13 protein-coding genes and 1 pseudogene are annotated in these 19,829 nt (G+C 64.0%); 5 read left to right on the forward strand and 9 right to left on the reverse strand.

All coding sequences use genetic code 11. The annotated features are described in order from the left end of the window. Positions 1-25: 25 nt before the first annotated feature. The gene (locus tag NLY42_RS28010; protein ID WP_348625725.1) at positions 26-772 is read right to left on the reverse strand and encodes a DUF922 domain-containing protein; all 747 of its coding nucleotides are present in this window, start codon (positions 770-772) and stop codon (positions 26-28) included. After that, positions 769-2,448 (reverse strand): electron transfer flavoprotein-ubiquinone oxidoreductase, encoded by a 1,680-nt coding sequence (locus NLY42_RS28015; RefSeq protein WP_023754792.1) that lies wholly within the window; start codon positions 2,446-2,448, stop codon positions 769-771. Before NLY42_RS28015 ends, NLY42_RS28010 begins: the two co-directional genes overlap by 4 nt. Positions 2,449-2,750: 302 nt before the next feature. On the opposite strand from NLY42_RS28015, the gene NLY42_RS28020 reads away from it, so the two are divergent. The 3 genes and pseudogenes from NLY42_RS28020 to NLY42_RS28030 all read left to right on the forward strand — a co-directional run bounded on the left by NLY42_RS28020 (position 2,751) and on the right by NLY42_RS28030 (position 5,363). After that, positions 2,751-3,305, forward strand: coding sequence for a hypothetical protein (locus NLY42_RS28020; RefSeq protein WP_032895976.1), 555 nt, complete (start codon positions 2,751-2,753; stop codon positions 3,303-3,305). Between the two features lie 141 nt (positions 3,306-3,446). Next, positions 3,447-4,325 carry a uracil-DNA glycosylase gene (locus tag NLY42_RS28025; RefSeq protein WP_023754794.1) on the forward strand — a complete coding sequence of 293 codons (879 nt, stop codon included), beginning with the start codon at positions 3,447-3,449 and terminating at the stop codon, positions 4,323-4,325. A 226-nt stretch (positions 4,326-4,551) separates the two neighbouring features. Further along, positions 4,552-5,363 (forward strand): annotated as a pseudogene (locus NLY42_RS28030) (helix-turn-helix domain-containing protein). Positions 5,364-5,381: 18 nt separating this feature from the next. On the opposite strand, the gene NLY42_RS28035 reads toward NLY42_RS28030, so the two are convergent. Next, entirely contained in the window at positions 5,382-6,284 is a 903-nt protein-coding gene (locus NLY42_RS28035; protein WP_023754796.1) for a DMT family transporter, read from the reverse strand. Between the two features lie 170 nt (positions 6,285-6,454). Beyond that, positions 6,455-6,667: a hypothetical protein gene (locus tag NLY42_RS28040; RefSeq protein WP_155922471.1), complete on the reverse strand. Its 213-nt coding sequence runs from the start codon at positions 6,665-6,667 to the stop codon at positions 6,455-6,457. Between the two features lie 37 nt (positions 6,668-6,704). On the opposite strand from NLY42_RS28040, the gene pepN reads away from it, so the two are divergent. Continuing rightward, positions 6,705-9,344: an aminopeptidase N gene (gene pepN / locus NLY42_RS28045; protein ID WP_023754797.1), complete on the forward strand. Its 2,640-nt coding sequence runs from the start codon at positions 6,705-6,707 to the stop codon at positions 9,342-9,344. 310 nt (positions 9,345-9,654) lie between these two features. Then, on the forward strand, positions 9,655-11,976 hold the full coding sequence (locus tag NLY42_RS28050; protein WP_023684522.1) for a PAS domain-containing sensor histidine kinase: 2,322 nt from the start codon (positions 9,655-9,657) through the stop codon (positions 11,974-11,976). A 103-nt stretch (positions 11,977-12,079) separates the two neighbouring features. Here the strand turns inward: NLY42_RS28050 and NLY42_RS28055 are convergent, their stop codons facing one another. From NLY42_RS28055 to NLY42_RS28075, 5 genes are all read right to left on the reverse strand, one after another. Then, a complete protein-coding gene (locus NLY42_RS28055; RefSeq protein ID WP_023754798.1) occupies positions 12,080-12,553 on the reverse strand; it encodes an EF-hand domain-containing protein in 474 nt (157 codons plus the stop codon). 64 nt (positions 12,554-12,617) lie between these two features. Continuing rightward, positions 12,618-15,572: a bifunctional [glutamine synthetase] adenylyltransferase/[glutamine synthetase]-adenylyl-L-tyrosine phosphorylase gene (locus tag NLY42_RS28060; protein ID WP_023754799.1), complete on the reverse strand. Its 2,955-nt coding sequence runs from the start codon at positions 15,570-15,572 to the stop codon at positions 12,618-12,620. An 11-nt stretch (positions 15,573-15,583) separates the two neighbouring features. Next, positions 15,584-17,059 carry a sensor histidine kinase gene (locus NLY42_RS28065; RefSeq protein WP_023742645.1) on the reverse strand — a complete coding sequence of 492 codons (1,476 nt, stop codon included), beginning with the start codon at positions 17,057-17,059 and terminating at the stop codon, positions 15,584-15,586. A 107-nt stretch (positions 17,060-17,166) separates the two neighbouring features. Continuing rightward, on the reverse strand, positions 17,167-17,841 hold the full coding sequence (locus NLY42_RS28070) for a response regulator transcription factor (RefSeq protein WP_023670185.1): 675 nt from the start codon (positions 17,839-17,841) through the stop codon (positions 17,167-17,169). A gap of 253 nt (positions 17,842-18,094) precedes the next feature. Then, positions 18,095-19,648 carry a Do family serine endopeptidase gene (locus NLY42_RS28075; RefSeq protein WP_023754800.1) on the reverse strand — a complete coding sequence of 518 codons (1,554 nt, stop codon included), beginning with the start codon at positions 19,646-19,648 and terminating at the stop codon, positions 18,095-18,097. Positions 19,649-19,829 lie beyond the last annotated feature (181 nt).

The raw sequence follows: 19,829 nt of genomic DNA on the forward strand, positions 1-19,829 counted from the left end.
ATCGTACGCCACGGGGCTTACGGTTTCACAAGCCTACCAAGGCCTCGATGATGCGCTCGACATGGCCGCCTTCACTGTGCTCGCGCGCGTCGAACGCGATCTGTTTTGCCTCATAGAGCTTGGAAGTGGCTTGCAAGCGCCGCGTGGCTTCGACGCGCGTTTTGTTGCATTGCGGATCGTTGGCAAATTTCAGGCCGCGAACCGACCGCTCGGCAGCCTGCATCATCTGCCCGGCGATACGGCCATGGGTTCCTTCATGAGCGAGAACGCCTGTGAAAAACCGGTTCCAGCGTTTGCGCAGCGCCGGCGTGACGGCCGAGGCGACGCGCGGGTAGGTGTAGGCGATGTTGAGCGTTCCATTGGCCTGGCGCAGGCGGCAGACGCCGTTGACCTGACCCACGTCCAGGCTCCAGTCGGCGGTGTAGCTTGTCTGCGCGATGGCGTGGGTCATGAAACCGTGCTTGGGGCCCCTGCGGTTCATGGCGATAACCAGACCGGCACCTGTCGTGCCGGTGATGTCATAGGTTCGCGTCTTGACGACGGTTTTCACCCCCGCCGACGCCGTCCCGACGACGCCGCAGGCCGCGCTTACGACGGCGACGCAAAACAAGACCACCACGCGCATGCCATTTTCCCCATGGACGCGGCAATGAGACCACAAGCAGACGACGGTTTCAACAATCTTTGGCGCCGAGCGCCTTACATGCCTTGGTAAACCCGGCCATCGCCGCCATTTTTGCTGGTTGAGACGGCCCCGGTCGGTGAGGCTCACATGCCCTGATAGACCGGGCCTTCGCCGCCTTGTGGCGGCACCCAGTTGATGTTCTGGTTGGGATCCTTGATGTCGCAGGTCTTGCAGTGCACGCAGTTCTGCGCGTTGATGACGAAACGCACATCCTTGTCAGACGGATCGGCGGCGGCGTTGCCGTCCTTGTCGACCCATTCGTAAACACCGGCCGGGCAATAGCGGGTCGAAGGCCCGGCAAAGACATCATGCTCGGAACGCTTCTGCAACTCCATGTCGCCGACGATGAGATGCACCGGCTCGTTTTCCTCGTGATTGGTGTTGGACAGGAACACCGAGGACAGGCGGTCGAAGGTCAGCACGCCGTCCGCTTTGGGATAGGCGATCTTCTTGTGCTTGGCCGCGGGCTCAAGCGTGGCATAATCGGCCTTGCCATGTTTCAGCGTGCCGAAGGGCGAGAAGCCGAACAGCGTGTTCAGCCACATGTCGAGACCACCGAGGCCGACGCCGATAATGGTGCCGAAGCGCGACCAGAGCGGCTTGACGTTGCGGACCTTCTTCAAATCCTTGCCGATATCGGTCGCGCGCCAGGCGTCCTCATAAGACGACAGTTCGTCATTGGCGCGGCCGGAGCCGATCGCTTGCGCGACATGCTCGGCCGCCAGCATGCCGGACAGCACCGCATTGTGCGAACCCTTGATGCGCGGCACGTTGACGAAGCCCGCCGCACACCCCATCAGCACGCCGCCGGGGAAGGAGAGTTTCGGCACCGACTGCCAGCCGCCTTCGGTAATGGCGCGCGCGCCGTAGCCGATGCGCTTGGCGCCCTCGAAGGTGCGCGATATCGCCGGATGCGTCTTGAAGCGTTGGAATTCCTCGAAGGGCGACAGCCAGGGGTTCTTGTAGTTGAGATGCAGGACGAAGCCGACCGCGACCTGGTTATCCTCGAGGTGGTAGAGGAAGGAGCCGCCGCCTGTCTTCAGGTCGAGCGGCCAGCCGAAGGAGTGCTGCACCAGGCCCGGCCGGTGGTTCTCGGGCTTGACCTGCCACAGCTCCTTGAGGCCGATGCCGTACTTGCCGGGCTCACGGCCGTCGGACAGTTTGTATTTTGCGATCAGCTGCTTGGACAGCGAACCGCGCGCGCCCTCGCCGATCAGCACGTATTTGCCCATCAGCGCCATGCCCGGCGCAAAGCCCGGGCCATGTGTGCCGTCTTTTTCGACGCCCATGTCGCCGGTGACGACGCCCGTGACCGCGCCGGCATCGTTGTAGACGAGGCTGGCGGCAGCAAAGCCCGGATAGATTTCGACGCCTAGCGCTTCAGCCTTGGTTGCCAGCCAGCGGCAGACATTGCCGAGCGAGACGATGTAGTTGCCGTGATTGTTCATCAGCGGCGGCATCAGGATATTGGGCAGACGGAACGAGCCGGCGGGGCCGAGCACCAGGAAATCGTCGGCCGTAACCGGCGTCTTGAAGGGGTGGCCATCTTCCTCGCGCCAGCCCGGCAACAGGCGGTCGACGCCTATGGGATCGACGACGGCGCCTGACAGAATGTGGGCACCAACCTCGCCGCCCTTTTCCAACACCACGACGGAAAGCTCGGGATTGACCTGCTTGAGACGGATCGCTGCGGCAAGGCCCGCCGGGCCGGCCCCGACGATGACCACGTCGAATTCCATGCTCTCGCGTTCGATCTCGCTCATCAACCCCTCCGCTCTGGCCAACCGTTTCCGGCATTTTGCTGGCTCCTGCGCTGCATAGCGCATCAATCCGCGACAGGAAACCGGCGCTGACGTGACAATGCCGATTTCGACAAAAAGTCGCGGATGACAACTCTGCCGCAAGCGTTTTGCGCGCGGCCGCGCTCAGCGTCCCATATTTTAATTGTTCGACGGCTCTCTTATCGGCCATACTTATTTCCATGCGCACGCCGTCCGGCTATTCATTGACGCGCTTCCCCCTTCCGCCCGGCCGGACCTGCCGAGCGATCCTTCTCGCCCTTTCAATGCTTACGACGGTTCGCGCTCAGGCCGAGCCGGTGAAGGTGTGGGCGACCGGCGCCTATTCCTTTTCCGACGAGCTTGGCGGTTTCCACATCACCGGCGCCTCGGGCACCGGCACCAAGGAAGATCCGTTGGTCATCTCCGAGGAGCTGAATTCGTCGACGCCGGTGACGCTCACCATCCGCACCACCAAACCGATCCAGCCGTTCAGCACCAACGGCGAATTCGCCAACGGCATCCTGTACATGCGTATCGAGGTGCTCAACAACAGCGGCCAGGCCTGGGTCGAATTCCAGTTCGAGCTGCAGGAGATACTCAACCAGCCGAGCGTGTTCGGCGACGGCCTGTCCTTCGACCAGCGCAACAAGACGCCCGACAACATCCTGTCGAGCGCGTACGCCGATTTCGACCGCGATTTCGAACCCTATGACCGGCTCTTGTTCAAGAGTGGACAGATCGACCCGCTGAAGAGGGGACGCTTCGAGTTTCTGATCACCGACTACACGCCGCGCTGGACGTTCTATCTGGTGCAGGATCCGCGGATACCGACGGGGTAAGCGGCAGACGCCGTGAAAATCGCCACGAAATGCCCTTCGTGATTGGCGAAAGCCGACGAGCGCGTAATCTCCCTCCTTGAGGGGGAGATTACTAACCGCCCAACCTTGCAAATCGTCTCTCGGCGGACGAATGTGCCCGGTATGACTGCCGCCTCCCCCAACAACCGATCCGACCTGGCCGAGTTGCTCGCCTTCTACGCCTCTGCCGGTGTCGACGAACCGTTGGAGGACGCGCCGGTGAACCGGTTTGCCGGGGCAGCACCGAAGCGCCCCGTGCGCGCACCGGCGCCAGCCGCGCCGCCTCGCGAAAACAAGGCACCGGAACAAGCCACGGCAAGCCCTGGTCTGGATGCGAGCCGGGTGCCGGACGCGCCGGCGCGCTCCGTGCCGGCCACCGCGACGGTGCCCGACGAGGCGCAGGCGGCTCTTGCCCGGCAAATGGCGGCAAGCGCCTCGACGCTCGACGAACTGCGCCAGCACATGGCGTCGTTCGATGGCTGCAACCTCAAATTCACCGCCAAGAACCTGGTCTTTGCCGACGGCAATCCGGAAGGTTCGGTGATGTTGGTCGGCGAGGCGCCCGGCCGCGACGAGGATATTGAGGGCCTGCCCTTCGTCGGCCGCTCGGGCCGGCTGCTCGACCGCATGCTGGCGGCGATCGGGCTTGACCGGACTTCGGTCTATATCGCCAACGTCATTCCCTGGCGGCCACCCGGCAACCGCACGCCGACGCCGCACGAGACCGAAATCTGCCGTCCCTTCATCGAGCGGCAGATAGAGCTGGTCAATCCGAAGGTGCTGGTCAATCTCGGCGGCCCTTCGGCCAAAACCCTGCTCAACACTACCGAGGGCATCCTGCGCCTGCGCGGCAATTGGCGCGTCCACACCACGGCTTCCGGTGTCGCCATTCCGGCGATGCCGACGCTGCATCCGGCCTATCTCTTGCGGACCCCTGCGCACAAGAAGCTGGCCTGGCGGGACTTTCTCGAGGTGAAGGCGAAGTTGCGGGAGGTGGGGTGAGGCGCGCCTCTTCCTTCCACCCTTGCGGGGGGAGGTGGATCGGCGCGCAGCGCCGAGACGGATGAGGGGTGTTCCAGCGGAGTGAGACGTTGGCGTTCCCTGGAACACCCCTCATCCGACCGAGCTTCGCTCGGCCACCTTCTCCCACAGGGGGAGAAGGGAGAACCGCGCCAATGACCTCCGAGGTAATTGAAATACCGCCCACCCCGGCCTAATCCTTTCACCCATGACAACACCCCAGACCTCCGCCGGCAGCCTGATCCGCGAATGGCGCACGCGGCGGCGCATGAGCCAGCTTGATCTCGCAATGGAGGCTGAGATTTCGCAGCGACATCTCTCCTTCGTCGAAAGCGGCCGCGCCGCGCCCTCGCGCGAGATGGTGCTGCATCTGGCCGAGCAGCTTGAGATTCCGCTGCGGCAGCGTAACCAGCTGTTGTTGGCTGCCGGCTTTGCCCCGAGCTTCAGCGAGCGGCCACTCACAGACAAGACGCTGGCGCCGGCGCTTGCCGCGGTCGAGAGCGTGCTCAAGGGGCATGAACCGTTCCCCGCGCTCGCCGTCGACCGGCACTGGAACCTGATTTCCGCCAATGCCGCCATCGGCCCGTTTCTGGCCGATGTTGCCGAGCCGTCGCTGCTCCAGCCGCCGGTCAATGTGCTGCGCCTCAGCCTGCACCCCAACGGCATCGCGCCGCGTATCGTCAATCTCGCGGAATGGCGGGCGCATCTGCTGGAGCGGCTGAAACACCAGAACGATGCCGCCGGCGATCCCGTCCTGGTCGAGCTGGAGCGCGAATTGCGAACCTATCCGTCCGGGCTCAAGGGTGCGCGGCCGGTGCCGGTCGAGCCCAACGGCATCGTCCACCCGCTGCGGCTGCGCATGGCGACCAGGTGCTGTCCTTCATCAGCACCATCACCGTCTTCGGCACGCCGCTTGACGTGACGCTGTCGGAACTGGCGATCGAGTCTTTCTTCCCGGCCGACGAGCAGACGCGAGCGGTGCTGGTGCGGCTGGCGAAGGAACGTGCGGAAGCTAGCTGAGCAACCCCGCGGACCTCCTCACCCCTGTGGTGGCGCTGCCTTGCGCGTTCGGGTGCGTTCCAGGCCGAGTTGGCGCTCGCGCCAGATGATGAAGATGCCGGCGGCAACGACGATCACACCGCCGACGAGCGTGTTGATGGTGGCAATATCGCCAAAGGCGAAATAGCCGACGACGACGCCGAGGATCATCGAGGTGTATTCGAACGGCGCCACCACCGAAGCTTCGGCATGGCGGTACGCCGCCGTCATCAAAATCTGCGCCAGCCCGCCACAGAACCCTGCTGCGACCAGCAGACCGGCCTGCAGCGGCGTCAGCGCCTGCCAGCCGAAGGGCAGCGTAAGCAGCGCCATGACACTCGCCGTCGCCGAGAACCACAACACGATGGTCGCTGTTCGTTCAGTCTGGACAAGATTGCGCACGAGCAGGATGGCATTGGCGGAGATTGCCGCAGAAACAAGAGCAGCGATGACGCCCAGCACCTCCTGGTCCCCGAGCGCGGCGCCCGACGTGAGCAGCGTCAGCTCCGGCCACGAGATGATCAGCACGCCGACCAGACCGACCGCAACCGCGCTCCAGCGATAGACGCGGATAGCTTCGCCGAGGAACAGCGAAGAGAACACCACCACCAGCAAAGGCTGGGCATAGTTCAGCGTGATCGCTTCCGGCAGCGGCAGCCGGGTCAGCGCGAAGAAGCCGAGCCCCATGGCGCAAACGCCGACGACACCGCGCGCAATGTGGTTCAGCGGGCGTTTGGTGGCGAACGCCGTACCGAGTTTTCTCTTGAAGGCCAGGAAGACGATGATCGGGAAGATGGCGAAGAAGGAGCGGAAGAAGACGATCTGGCCGGCCGGCAAAGTGCCGGCGGCCTTGATGCAGGTTTGCATGCCGACAAAGACCGCCACCGACATGACCTTGAGCATGATCCCAGTGAGAACATTAGAGCGCCGCGCGTCGTCTTCGACGCGTAAAGGACGCTCTGACACTTTAAATCTGCGCATCGTGCTTTCCAAAAATCGACATTGATTTTTGGGCCGATGCGCGCCGGGATGATCGGACAGTTTCCCGCCCGCTTCGTCTCCAGGCCCGGCTTTCACTGTTTTGTTGCTTCCCGGATCTCCGCTGAGATGCGCGTCGAACGACGCGGTACACAGGCGCCCATGCCGAACTTCGATGTGACGACGGTCATCAAGGCCTCACGATAATGGCGGAAGGGGAACGCCCCGAAATAGGCATTGGCGCAGTTTTGTCGAGTGACCGTTTCGTGTAAAGAGCGCGCAACTTTAGATTTAATGGGCCAGGACACGTCAGCGGCTCCGATAGCGACAGGGAAACCCAAGGGAATGCGAACCGATACCGGCCAGGTCTTCAAGCTCGAAGACTACCGCCCCAACGACTTTTCCATCCCGCAAACCGGCCTCACCTTCCGCCTTTCGCCAGACGCAACGCGTGTCACCGCAGTGCTGACGATCGAACGCCGCGATGGCGCCGCCGCCTCGACGTCGCTGGTGCTGGACGGCGACGGGCTGGTGCTCAAGCGCATTGCCATCGACGGTCGCGAGCTTGCCCCGGCCGAGTATCTCGCCACGCCGGACCAGCTGACCATTTTGAGGCCGCCGGCCCGTTTCCAGCTGCTGCTCGAGACCGAGATCGCGCCGGCCAGCAATGAGGCGCTGATGGGCCTCTACCGCTCCAGCAATGTCTATTGCACGCAATGCGAGGCCGAGGGCTTTCGCCGCATCACCTATTTCCTCGACCGCCCCGACATCCTGTCGGTCTATACCGTGCGTATCGAGGCAAGGTTGGACGAAGCGCCGCTGTTGCTTTCAAACGGCAATCCGGTCGAAAGCGGCGCGCTTGCCGACGGCTGGCACTTTGCAGTCTGGCACGACCCCTTCCCCAAGCCGTCCTATCTGTTTGCGCTCGTGGCCGGCAATCTCGGCAAGGTTGCGGACAGTTTCGTCACCATGTCCGGGCGCGAGGTCGAACTCGGCATCTATGTCGAGCCAGGCAAGGAGGGGCTTGCCGGCTACGCCATGGATGCGCTGAAACGCTCGATGCAATGGGACGAGCAGGCCTTCGGCCGCGAATACGACCTCGACGTCTTCAACATCGTCGCCGTTTCCGACTTCAACATGGGGGCCATGGAGAACAAGGGCCTCAATATCTTCAACGACAAGTATGTGCTGGCCGACCGGGAAACCGCCACCGATGCCGATTTCGCCAATATCGAGGCGATCATCGCGCATGAGTATTTCCACAACTGGACCGGCAACAGGATCACCTGCCGCGACTGGTTCCAGCTCTGCCTCAAGGAAGGGCTGACGGTCTTTCGCGACCATGAATTCTCCGCCGACCAGCGCTCGCGCGCGGTCAAGCGCATCGCCGAAGTGCGCACGCTGAGGGCACACCAGTTCCCCGAGGACCAGGGACCGCTGGCGCATCCGGTGCGGCCGCGCCGCTACCGCGAGATCAACAATTTCTACACGGCGACCGTCTACGAAAAAGGCTCGGAAGTCGTGCGCATGATCCGCACTATCCTCGGGGCCGAGGCTTTCCGCGCCGGCATGGACCTCTATTTCGAGCGCCATGATGGCCAGGCCGCGACGATCGAGGACTTCCTGAAGGTGTTCGAGGACGCCTCCGGGCGCGACCTGTCGCAGTTCGCGCTCTGGTATCACCAGGCGGGCACGCCGAACCTGACCGTCAGTTCGACGCACAATCCGGCGACGCGCGAGTTTACGCTTGAGATCGAGCAGTCGGTGCCGCCGACACCGTCGGAGAGCCGCAAGCGCTTGATGCACATTCCGCTCGCCTTCGGGCTGGTCGGCGCGGGCGGTGAGCCGGTCGCCTATGATGGCGTCGAGGGAGCCACCGTCGAGGACGGCGTTATCCACATCCGCAAGCGTCGACATATGGTGCGCTTCTCAGGCGTCGCCGAGCGGCCGGCGGTGTCGCTCAATCGCGGCTTTTCGGCGCCGATCACACTTTCGGTCGAGCAGAAGGCCGACGACCAGTTCTTCCTCGCCGGCCATGACAGCGATGCCTTCGCGCGCTGGCAGGCGTTCAACACGCTGCTCACCGATGCGCTGATAGCGGCCTTCCGCCAGATCCTCGGCGGCGCGAAGCCGGCTTTCACCGCCAGGCTGACCGGACTTGCCGGCAAGATCGCCGGCGACGAGACCCTGGAACCTGCCTACCGGGCGCTGGCGCTGTCACTTCCGGGCGAGGCCGACATTGCCCGCGACATCGGCACGAACATCGATCCCGACGCCATCTTTGCCGCCCGCGAGGCGTTGGCGCTGGCAATCGCGCGCGCCAATCAGCAAACGTTCACCGACCTATACGGCCGCCTCGCCGGCGACGGGCCGTTCAGCCCCGACGCGGCAAGTGCGGGACGCCGCGCGCTGCGCAACATCCTGCTCGACTACCTCTCGCTGCTGCCGAAAGGTGCTGCGCTCGCCGCCCGGCATTTCGAGGTCGCGACGAGCATGACCGACCGCGCCGCAGCGCTGACCGTCCTTGCGCACCGCCATGACGGTTCGCCGGAGGCGATCAAGGCGCTGGCCGATTTCGAGGCCCGTTATGGCGCCGATCCGCTGGTCATGGACAAATGGTTCCAGATCCAGGCCAGCGTGCCGGGACCCCGGACAGTCGACACGGTACGCGAGCTGACTGGTCACGCAGCTTTCTCGATGGCCAATCCGAACCGGGTGCGCTCGCTGGTCGGCACATTCGCCAGCGCCAACCAGACCGGCTTCCACCGCGCCGATGGCGAAGGCTACCGGTTTTTTACCCAGACCGTACTCGAGGTTGAAAAACGCAATCCGCAAGTGGCGGCCAGGCTGGCGACAGCGCTGCGCTCGTGGCGCTCGCTGGAGCCGGGCAGGCAAGCCAAGGCCAGGGAAGCGCTGCTGGCCATCGCCGGTGCCGAGAACCTGTCGGCGGATTTGCGGGACATTGTGGAGCGAACGCTGGCCTGATCCCTCCCCCTTGAGGGGACGGTGGACAGCCGCCGAAGGCGGATGGACGGGTGGGGTCGTTGCGGCAGTGCGCGACCTCGACCAACTTCGACCGTGATTGAGAGAGTCGAGCGCTTCGCCGAGGACCCCACCCGGCCCTTCGGGCCACCCTCCCCTCAAGGGGAGGGATTTCAGCGTTATTTCAATCAATTTTTAATGTTTTTCGGCCGCGCCTCTGGACAAGGCGAATCACCTTTGATTCTTTACACACGATTCGGATGTGCGGTGTTGCCGGATCGTCAAGCGCACGGAAATTCGGGGAGTGCCATTTATGGCCAAGGCGGACGCGTGGGGCGCGCCCGAAGGGACGGCTTTTGAGCGGCGCAAGGCGCGAGGCGACGGCCTCGCCGGCAATACGCGGCTCATCGCTGAACCAGCCTACCGGCGGCTCCTGGCTGCCGAACCCCTTCTGCGCCGTTCGATACCGGCTCTCATCATCATCTTCCTGATCGTCATCGCCGCACTGCGCGTGCTGTCGCTGATGAACGAGCGCGACGAGGCCGAGCGCGACGGCAAGGCGGTGCTAGGTCTCGCCGCCGGCCAGATGGCGAACGCAATCTCGGCCGACCCGACCGCGGCATCCAGCGGTGCAATTGATCTTCTGGAAAGCACGAGCCGCCAGGGCGCCATGGGCAGAAGCCATGTGCTTGTGATCACCGACAGCGCCTTCAAGATCATTGCCGTGTCGCCGCTGTCGACCGGCTGGCAAGGGCGATCGCTGGACAGCCTGGTGCTGGACGGCCAGCCGCTGTTCATGTTCGGCGACCGCGCCGGGGTCATGGATGTCAGCATCGGCGGCCAGGACTGGTACGCGGCGGTGAGCCTGACCCGGGACCGCAAGAACGCCGCCGCCGTGCTGGTGCCGCAGGAAGCGGCGTTCGACAACTGGCGCAAGACCGTCTCGCTCAACGTCACGCTGTTTGTGCTGACAGCCGGCGTGCTGATCATCATCCTCTACGCCTATTTCGGCCAGGCATCGCGCGCCCAGACAGCCGACCGCATCTATCTCGAAGCCCATCAGCGCATCGACATGGCGCTGGTTCGCGGTCGCTGCGGCCTGTGGGACTGGGACATGGTGCGCGGCAAGATGTACTGGTCGCGCTCGATGTACGACATGCTGGGCTACGAGCCCTGCAACTCGATGCTGTCGTTCGGCGAGGTCGACGACATCATCCACCCCGAGGACGGCGACCTGTTCGAGCTGGCCAACAAAATCGTCGAGCGCGAGATCGACCATATCGACCAGGTGTTCCGGATGCGTCACGCCGACGGCCAGTGGGTGTGGATGCGCGCCAGGGCCCAGGTGATCGACCCGGAAGCGCCTGAGATCCAGCTGATCGGCATTGCCGTCGACGTCACCGAGCAGCGGCATCTGGCGCTGCGCTCGGAGGCGGCCGACCTGCGCCTGCGGACCGCGATCGAAAACATCAACGAATCCTTCGTGCTGTGGGATGCCGCCCAGCGCCTGATCATGTGCAATTCCAAATACCAGAAGGACAACGGCCTGTCGGACCGCGACGTCATGCCGGGCGCTGCGCGCGCCGTGCTTGAAGAGCGCATGCTGGCCTTCGCCTCTGAACGGCGGCTGGCCAACACCAACGGGCCGCAAGGGGGCGCAACCTTCGAGCGGCAGCTCTCCGACGGCCGCTGGCTGCAGGTCAACGAACTGAGGACCCGGGACGGCGGCACGGTCTCCGTCGGCTCCGACATCACCCAGATCAAGCTGCACCAGGAAAAGCTGGTCGACAGCGAGCGCCGGCTGATGGCGACCATCCACGACCTCAGCCTCGCCCGCCGGGCCGAGGAAGAGCGCGCCAAGGAACTGGTCGAGCTCAACCGCGAATATATGAAGGAAACCGAGCGCGCCGAGGCCGCCAATCGGGCCAAATCCGAATTCCTGGCCAACATGTCGCACGAGCTGCGCACGCCGCTCAACGCCATCATCGGGTTCTCCGAACTGATGGAACAAGGCCTGTTCGGGCCGCTCGGTTCGCCGCGCTACGAGGAATATGCCAACGACATCAACGGCAGCGGCAAATATCTGCTCGGCGTCATCAACGACATACTCGATATGTCGAAGATCGAAGCCGGCCAATTCTCGGTGGACCGCGAGGAAATCGATCTCTGCCCGCTGATCCGCGAGACGGTGCGGGTGATCTCGCTGCAGGCGGCGGAGAAATCGATCACGGTAGAAACCCGTATCGCCGATACGATGACGCTGTTCGCCGACCGCCGGGCGATCAAGCAGATCGCCATCAATCTGCTGTCGAATGCGGTGAAGTTCACCGGCCAGGGCGGCCATATCTCGGTGCGCGCCCGCAACACGTCAGGCGCGCTGGTGCTGACCATCGAGGACAATGGCTGCGGCATTCCGAAGGAGGCACTGAGCAAGCTTGGCCGCCCCTTCGAACAGGTGCAGAACCAGTTTTCGAAGAACCACGCCGGTTCCGGCCTCGGCCTTGCCATCTCGCGCTCGCTGGCCGAGTTGCAAGGAGGAGCGCTGAAAATCCGCTCGACCGAAGGCGTCGGCACGATCGTGTCGGTGCGCATCCCGGTGAAGAAGGCGCAGCCGGCGGTGAAGGCGGCGGCCTGACGGCCCGCCAATGCCAGCGGTGCTCTCCGCCGCGTTTAAGGACTGAGTAGCCGCGGTCATGTAAGGGCTCCGGCGGCTTTCGCCGCCGGAGACATATCGCCACTCACTCCATGCTGTCGTCGCCGCCGTCCCATTGGTGGTGGCGGCCCATGCGGCCGTTCTTCGGTAGTTCGTTGCGCTCGATCTTGCCGTCATTGTTGCGGTCGAGCATCGCGAACACCTTTTTCTCGCGCCCGGTGATGTCGTCCGTGGTCAGCGTGCCGTCGCCCTTGCTGTCGTAGCGGGCAACGATGCGCTTGGCCATTTCCTCGAACCGCGCCTTCTCCAGCGCGTCAGCGAGCTGGGCGACTGTCAGCTTGCCGCCATTATCGGCGACCAGCTTCTTCAGCCGCGCGTTCATGGCGTCGGAAAACTGGTCGAAGCTGATGGTGCCGTTGGAATCCTTCATCGCCTTGTCGAGGCGCATCATGGTGCCCTCGCGCATTCTGGCGCTGGCATTGTTCTCGGCATAGGCGGTGGTGCCGACGGCGCCGGCAAGCGCGATGAAGGCAAGGGCAAGTCCGGTTGTCTTTCTCATGGGTATCTCCTGTTGCATCGTCACCCCCGATGCGATCCGAAACAGCCGCCAGCGCTTCACGCCCTCACAACCGTTTCGTACGAAGCAAAAGGTCGAAATCCTTTCTGACCTTTTGCGACGTTTCCTTGAGATGTGCTTCCAGCACACCGAAATCCGGCAGGTCAGTCACCGCCAGAAGCAGATCCGACAATCCCGGCGGAACGTCATCGCGTTCGAATGCGCCGGTGAGGCAAAGCCGCGTCATCTGGGTCAGCGCCAGATAGAGTTGGTAGGCTTCGCAAAGCTGCTGCCTGACGTCAGCCTCGGCGAAATCCGGCGACAGATGCGCCAGGATTTCGCCGGTCGCGGTCACCCTGCGGCCGGCTTCGACCTGCCCGGTTATAACCGCCACCTGCGCGATGAATTCGAGGTCGATGAGGCCGCCGGAGATGAGCTTGATGTCCCAGAGATCGCGCGGCGATTTTTCCTTCTCGATCAGCGCGCGCATCTCGGATGCCTCTGCCCTCACCTTGGCGGCGTCGCGCGGCAAGGCCAGAAGTGCCGCCACCTCGGCCTCGACCTCGGCGCAAAGGGCCGCGTCGCCGCCGATGGCGCGCGCCCGGGCCAGCGCCATGTGCTCCCAGGTCCAGGCCTCCTGGCGCTGGTATTTCGTGAAGGCATCGATGTGGGTGGCCACCGGCCCCTTGTTGCCGGATGGCCGCAAGCGCAGGTCGAGCTCGTAGAGAACGCCTTCGGCGGTCGGCGCCGAGACAGCCGCGATCAGCCGCTGCGTCATCCTGGTATAGTAGTGCGATGGTGCGAGCGGCTTGTCGCCGTCGGACTCGTCGGCATCCGCGTCGTGGTCGTAGAGCAGAATGAGGTCGACGTCCGAACCAGCCGTCAATTCGCGGCTGCCGAGCTTACCCATGCCGAGCAGCGACACGGTGCCGCCGGCGATGCGGCCATGACGCAGCGCGAATTCGGTGGTCACCGCCTGCAATGCGGCGTCGATGGTGAGGTCGGCGAGATCGGAAAAGGCGCGGCCGGCGCGCGCCGGGTCGATCGAGCCGGCGAGCAGCCTGACACCGATCAGGAATTTCTGCTCGGAGGCAAAGATGCGCAGCCGGTCAAGCACATCCTCGTAGGGCCTGTCGCCATCGATGAAAGCGGCCAACCGCGCTGAGAGATAGGCGCGGTTGGGCAGTTCGGTGAGCAGCGCCGGGTCGAGCAGACCGTCGAAGACATGCGGGCGCCTTGTGATGATTGCCGCCAGCCGAGGCGCGGCGCCCATGATCGTCGCCATAAGCTTCAGCAGAGCGGGATTCGACTGCAGCAGCGAAAACAGCTGGATGCCGGCGGGCAGGCCGGCGAGGAATTCATCGAAGCGAACCAGCGCCTCGTCGGCCCGGCGCGTCTGGCCGAAGGCTTTGAGCAGCGCCGGCGTCAGTTCGGTCAGCCGCTCGCGCGCTTCCGCCGACTGGGTGGCGCGGTAGCGGCCGAAATGCCAGCCCCGAATGACGCGGCAGATGTCGCTTGGCCGCTGGAAGCCAAGGCCATGCAAGGTCTGCAGCGTGTCGGGATCGTCGACATCGCCGGTGAAGACCAGATTGCCGACGCCGGCCGACAATTCAGGCGCGGTCTCGAACAGCGCGGCGTAATGGCGCTCGACCTCATGCAAAGCCGCGCGAAAGGTTTCGGCAAATCTGGCGGCATCGGCAAAGCCCAGCATATGGGCGATGCGTTCCAGCCCTTCATCATCGTCGGGCAGAATATGCGTCTGCTCGTCGGCGACCATCTGGATGGCGTGTTCCACGCCGCGCAGAAACCAATATTGCTGCGTGAGCGCGTCGCGTGCATCGGCGGTGATCCAGTTGCGCGCCGCCAGCGCACCCAGCATCGGCACCGTCTCGCGGCCGCGCAGCTCCGGAAAACGGCCGCCGGCGATCAGTTGCTGGGTCTGGACGAAGAACTCGATTTCGCGAATGCCGCCGCGGCCGAGCTTGACGTTGTGTCCTTTGACCGCGATCTCGCCATGACCCTTGTGGGCATGGATCTGGCGCTTGATCGAATGAACGTCGGCGATCGCCGCATAGTCCATGTATTTGCGCCAGACATAGGGCTGCAATTCCCGCAGGAACGCGTCCCCGGCATCGAGATCGCCGGCCACGGGACGCGCCTTGATCATGGCGGCGCGCTCCCAGTTCTGGCCGCGCGCCTCATAGTAGCGAAGTGCTGCCTCGACCGGGATGGCCAGCGGCGTCGAGCCTGGATCGGGACGAAGCCTCAAATCGGTGCGGAAGACATAGCCGTGCCCGGTGCGGTCCTGCAGGATGCGGACCAGCCTGCGGGTCAGGCGCGCAAACAGCTCTGTGGCGTCGAGCGGATCGACGATTGCCGGCGCATCCGGATCGAAGAAGACGACCAGGTCGATGTCGGAGGAGAAATTCAGTTCATGCGCGCCAAGCTTGCCCATGCCGAGCACGATCCAGCCGGATTGCCGTGACGGATTTTCGGGATCGGGCAATTTGAGCTTGCCTTGGCTGTGCGCCTCGCGCAGCAGGAAGTCGACCGCCGCGCAGGTGCAGGCATCGGCGAGATTGCTGAGGCGCCTTACCGTCAGCGCTGCATCGGCCTCGCCGGAGAGGTCTGCAAGTGCGATCAGGAAGTGAGCTTCACCCTTCCACTGCCTGAGTTCCATCATCAGGCTGGATTCGCAAACGGTCTCTGAAAAGGCGGCCTGGCCGATCGCTTCGGCGATGGCGAGCAGCCGAGCCTCGACACTGCCATCGAACAGCGCGTCGAGGATTTGCGGCCGGCGGCGCGCGACATCGCGGAGGAAGGGCGAGAGGTCGAAGACCGCAGCGAGAAACTCCTGTGCGGCGCCCTTGCCTTCTAGGAATTTCGCCAGCCGCGGCAGGTTCTCGTCCTTGGCATCGCCAGCGATCTCCGACAGTTCACGCCGGGCGCGGGCCTCATCCAGAGGCGCGAGCTGCGCCGCCAGTTGCAGGCGCCATTCGGTCTCGATCCGTTTCGCAGCCATCCTCACCGCCATCAATGGTCCTCCCGCGCCGGGAAGCTCATGATAACCGACAATCCGGGATTGGCAGGCAGAAGTTCAAGCCGGCCATTGTGAAAAGTCATGATCGCCTTGGCGAGGCTGAGGCCAAGGCCTGATCCCGGCTGCGAGCGGCTCTTTTCCAGCCGAACGAAGCGCTCGGTCGCCCGGGCGCGGTCCGCATCGTCGGGGATGCCATGGCCATTGTCGGAAACGGAAAGGCGGATTTCGTGACCGACGCGCTGCAGGGCTACGCGCACGGCAGGCTTTTCCGTCGCATCGGTCGAGTATTTGATGGCGTTGTCGACGATGTTCGACAGTGCCTGGCCGATCAGCTCGCGGTTGCCATCGACGGAAAAATTCCCGTCCGCGGCAGTTTCAAGCACCACGCCAGCCTCCTCCGCCACCGGCTCATAAAGCTCGACAACGTCATGCACCGCGGCGGCGAGATCGACCTTGCTGGTGCTCTCCGAGGAATAGCCGGCCTCCAGCCTGGAGATCATCAGGATGGCGTTGAAGGTTTTTATCAGCTGGTCGGATTCGGCGATGGTGCCTTCCAGCGCCTGCCGGTAGTCGGTGGTCTTGTGCTTGCCCGAAAGTGTCGCCTCAGCGCGGTTGCGCAGTCTGGTCAGCGGCGTCTTCAAATCATGGGCGATGTTGTCGGAGACCTGCTTCAGCCCTTCGTTGAGCGTCGCGATCCTGGCCAGCATGGTGTTGAGGTTTTCCGACAGGCGGTCGAACTCATCGCCGGCGCCGGTCACCGGCAGCCGTCCCGTGAGATCGCCGCCCATGATGCGGCGGCTTGCCTCCGAGACGCTGTCGATGCGCTTCAGCGCGGCGCGGCCGACAAGGAACCAGATCAGCAGCCCGCCCAGGCCCATCATGCCCAGCGCCAGCATCAGGGCGCGGCGGACGACGGCGCGGAAGCGCTCGGGCTCGCCGAGATCGCGGCCGACCAGCATGATCATCTGGTTGGGCAGCCGCAGCACCAGCGCGATGGCGTTGTGGCCCTTCTCGCCCTCGGGCTGAATTTCGGTCTCGCCGGGCTGCGCGCCATTCGGGTCAGAAGCCTGGTTGCGCTGCCGTTCGAGCTCACCTTCGCCGAAACGGCGATAGGAGAAGGGTTCGGTCGTCCAGCCATCGGTCTCGAGCACCCCCGGTGCCAGGCTCTGCACGTTGCCGGTGAGGATCTGGCCGTTGACATCGGCAATGAGATAGAGGTTGGCGCCGGGCTGGCGCGAGCGCTGCTCGACGACGCGCACCAGCCGCGGCAGGCCGCCGCTCTGATAGGCACGGGCGAGGCCGAGCACCTCGTCATTGATGGTCTGCTGGGTCTGGCCGGTCAGCATGCGGGCCGACAACGACGTCATGTAGAAGACCAGCAACACGGCACATAGCGCGAAAAGCAGGAAATAAAGCGCTGAAAGCCGCGCCGCCGTCGTCCTCATGATGGCCGGCAGGGAAAGGGCCATCGAGTTCTAGCTCATGATGAGATTTGGCTGAAATCTCATCATGACCTACCCCTTTGTTGGAGCATGATCTTCTCCAAAAACCGGTACCTACTTTTTGGGATCATGCTCTAGCCGCTCTTCAGCATATAGCCGGCGCCGCGAACCGTATGCAGGATCGGCTTGTCGAAACCCTTCTCGATCTTGCCACGCAGGCGCGAGACGTGAACGTCGATCACGTTGGTCTGCGGATCGAAATGATAGTCCCAGACATTTTCGAGCAGCATGGTGCGCGTCACCACCTGGCCGGCATGGCGCATCAGATATTCGAGCAGGCGGAATTCGCGCGGCTGCAGCGTGATCTCGCGCGCCGCGCGCTTGACCGAATGGGACAGCCGGTCAAGCTCGAGATCGCCGACCCGGTAGACGGTTTCGGCCTCCCTGGCGCTGGCGCGGCGGTTCAGCACCTCGACGCGGGCGAGCAATTCGGAAAAGGCATAGGGCTTGGTCAGATAGTCGTCCCCGCCGGCGCGCAGACCGGTGACGCGGTCATCGACTTCGCCCAGCGCCGACAGGATCAGCACCGGCGTGGTGTTGCCGCGCGAGCGCAGGCCGGCAATGACGGAGAGCCCGTCGCGGCGTGGCATCATGCGGTCGACGACCATCACGTCATAGTCGCCGGCATCGGCCAGCGCAAAGCCGGTTTCGCCGTCGCCGGCGACATGGGCGGTGTGCCCAGCCTCGGCAAAGGCCTTCTGCATATAGTCGGCCGCCTCGCGATCGTCTTCTATGACGAGAATCTTCATAGAGCCGTTATACGCGATTTCGCCGGAAGATTGAGGGGCGGCCATAAGCGCAAAAGCTTTCGTTCAAGCATGTCGTTTTGCCAAAACCGTCGTGCACTTTTGGGCGACATGCTTCGATGTTAGAGCGGCAGCGGGCGATGGGGCCCGCTGCCGCCGGGGGCAGAACACGATGACTGACTAACGCGTTCGGCCCCTTGCTTCCCGTGCGGCGGCTCGGGGGTGTTGAAACCGCCGCACTGGAAACTGTGTGATGTCAGCCTTTGGCGACTGGCAGCGCGACGAAGCGGTTTGAATCGTCGCGGGTGATCTGCATCAGCACCGCCTTGCGGCCGGACTTGACCGCATCGGCCATCGCCTTGGCGACGTCTTCGGTGCCGTTCACCTCCGTCGAATTGACCGAGGTGATGACATCGCCGGGCTGGATGCCGCGGTCGGCGGCATCGCTGTCGGGATCGACATCGGTCACCACCAGGCCCTTGCCGTTTTCCGACTTGGTGACGGTGAGGCCGAGATCGGCCAGCGCGGCGGGCTTTGCCGGTGCCGCGGGCTGCTGCGGGTCGGCCGAGGCCTGCTTGTCGGTGGATGGCAGCGTGCCGAGATCGACCTTGATGGTCTGGCTCTTGCCGCCGCGCCACACCGTGACGTCGACCGACTTGCCGGGTGGGTAGGCGCCGATCAGACGAGCCAGTTCCTTCGGCGATGCGACGTCCTTGCCTTCGACCTGGGTGATCACGTCACCGGCGGTGATGCCGGCCTTCTTGCCGGGGCCACCGTCCTGGGCGCCCGAAACCAGAGCCCCGTTCTGCGACTTCAGGCCCAGCGATTCGGCGATGTCCGATGTAACCGGCTGGATTTCGACGCCGAGCCAGCCACGCTGCACCGAGCCGCTCTTCATCAGATCCTGCACCACCTGCTTGGCGGTCGAGGCCGGAATGTCGAAGGCGATGCCGACGCTTCCGCCCGACGGCGAGAAGATCGCGGTGTTGATGCCGACGACCTGGCCGTTGAGGTTGAAGGTCGGGCCGCCCGAATTGCCGCGGTTGACCGAGGCGTCGATCTGGATGAAGTCGTCGTAGGGACCGGCGCCGATATCACGGCCACGGGCCGAGACGATGCCGGCGGTGACGGTGCCGCCGAGGCCGAACGGATTGCCGACGGCCACCACCCAGTCGCCGACGCGAACCTTGGAATCGTCGGCGAAATCGACATAGGTGAACTTGCCGACGCCATCGACCTTGAGCACCGCCAGATCGGTGCGCGGATCGGTGCCGATCAGCTTGGCGTCAAGCTCCTTGCCGTCATTCATTACCACTGTGAAGGCGGAGCCTTCCTCGACGACATGGTTGTTGGTGACGAGATAACCGTCATCGGAGATGAAGAAGCCCGAACCCTGCGCTACCGGACGCGGCTGGTCGTTGTTATGGTCGCGGTGGCTGAAGCGACGATTGCCGCCGCCCTGGCCGTTCTGATCGCCAAAGCCCCGGAATTGCTTGAAGAACTGGCGCAGCTGCGGATTGTCGGGCAGGTTGTTCATGCCGTCCGGATCGTCGGACTGGTCGGAGCCGTCATCAGCGGCAGGCTCGATCTTGGCCTTGACCTTGACGCTGACCACGGCCGGCGAAACGCGCTCAACGACGTCGGCAAAGCCCGGCACCTGGGGCGCTTCGACCCGCACGGCGTCGGCCAGAACGGGAGCTGTACCAGTGGCAACGGCGCCGAAACCGATGCCGCCGGCAATGGCCAGCGAAGCGGCGGCGGCCAACAGGCGCTTGCGGGTGCGGGAATATGGGTTGGGGGCGATAGTCATGGGTCTCGTATCCTCTTTTCACTGGATGCGGCTCAGGCAGAGCATCCTCGGACAAGAGAAATAGAGAGGCGCACATTACGGCGCCATTTCCGGTGCATGAAAGTTTTGTAATGTTGGGCGGTCGCACAAATCGCTTGGTTGCGCTCGCCTGCTGCCCTATGGTGTACACAACTCAGCACAA

Origin of the sequence: Mesorhizobium sp. C372A (genome assembly GCF_030323245.1) — a bacterium.
Classification (GTDB): domain Bacteria; phylum Pseudomonadota; class Alphaproteobacteria; order Rhizobiales; family Rhizobiaceae; genus Mesorhizobium.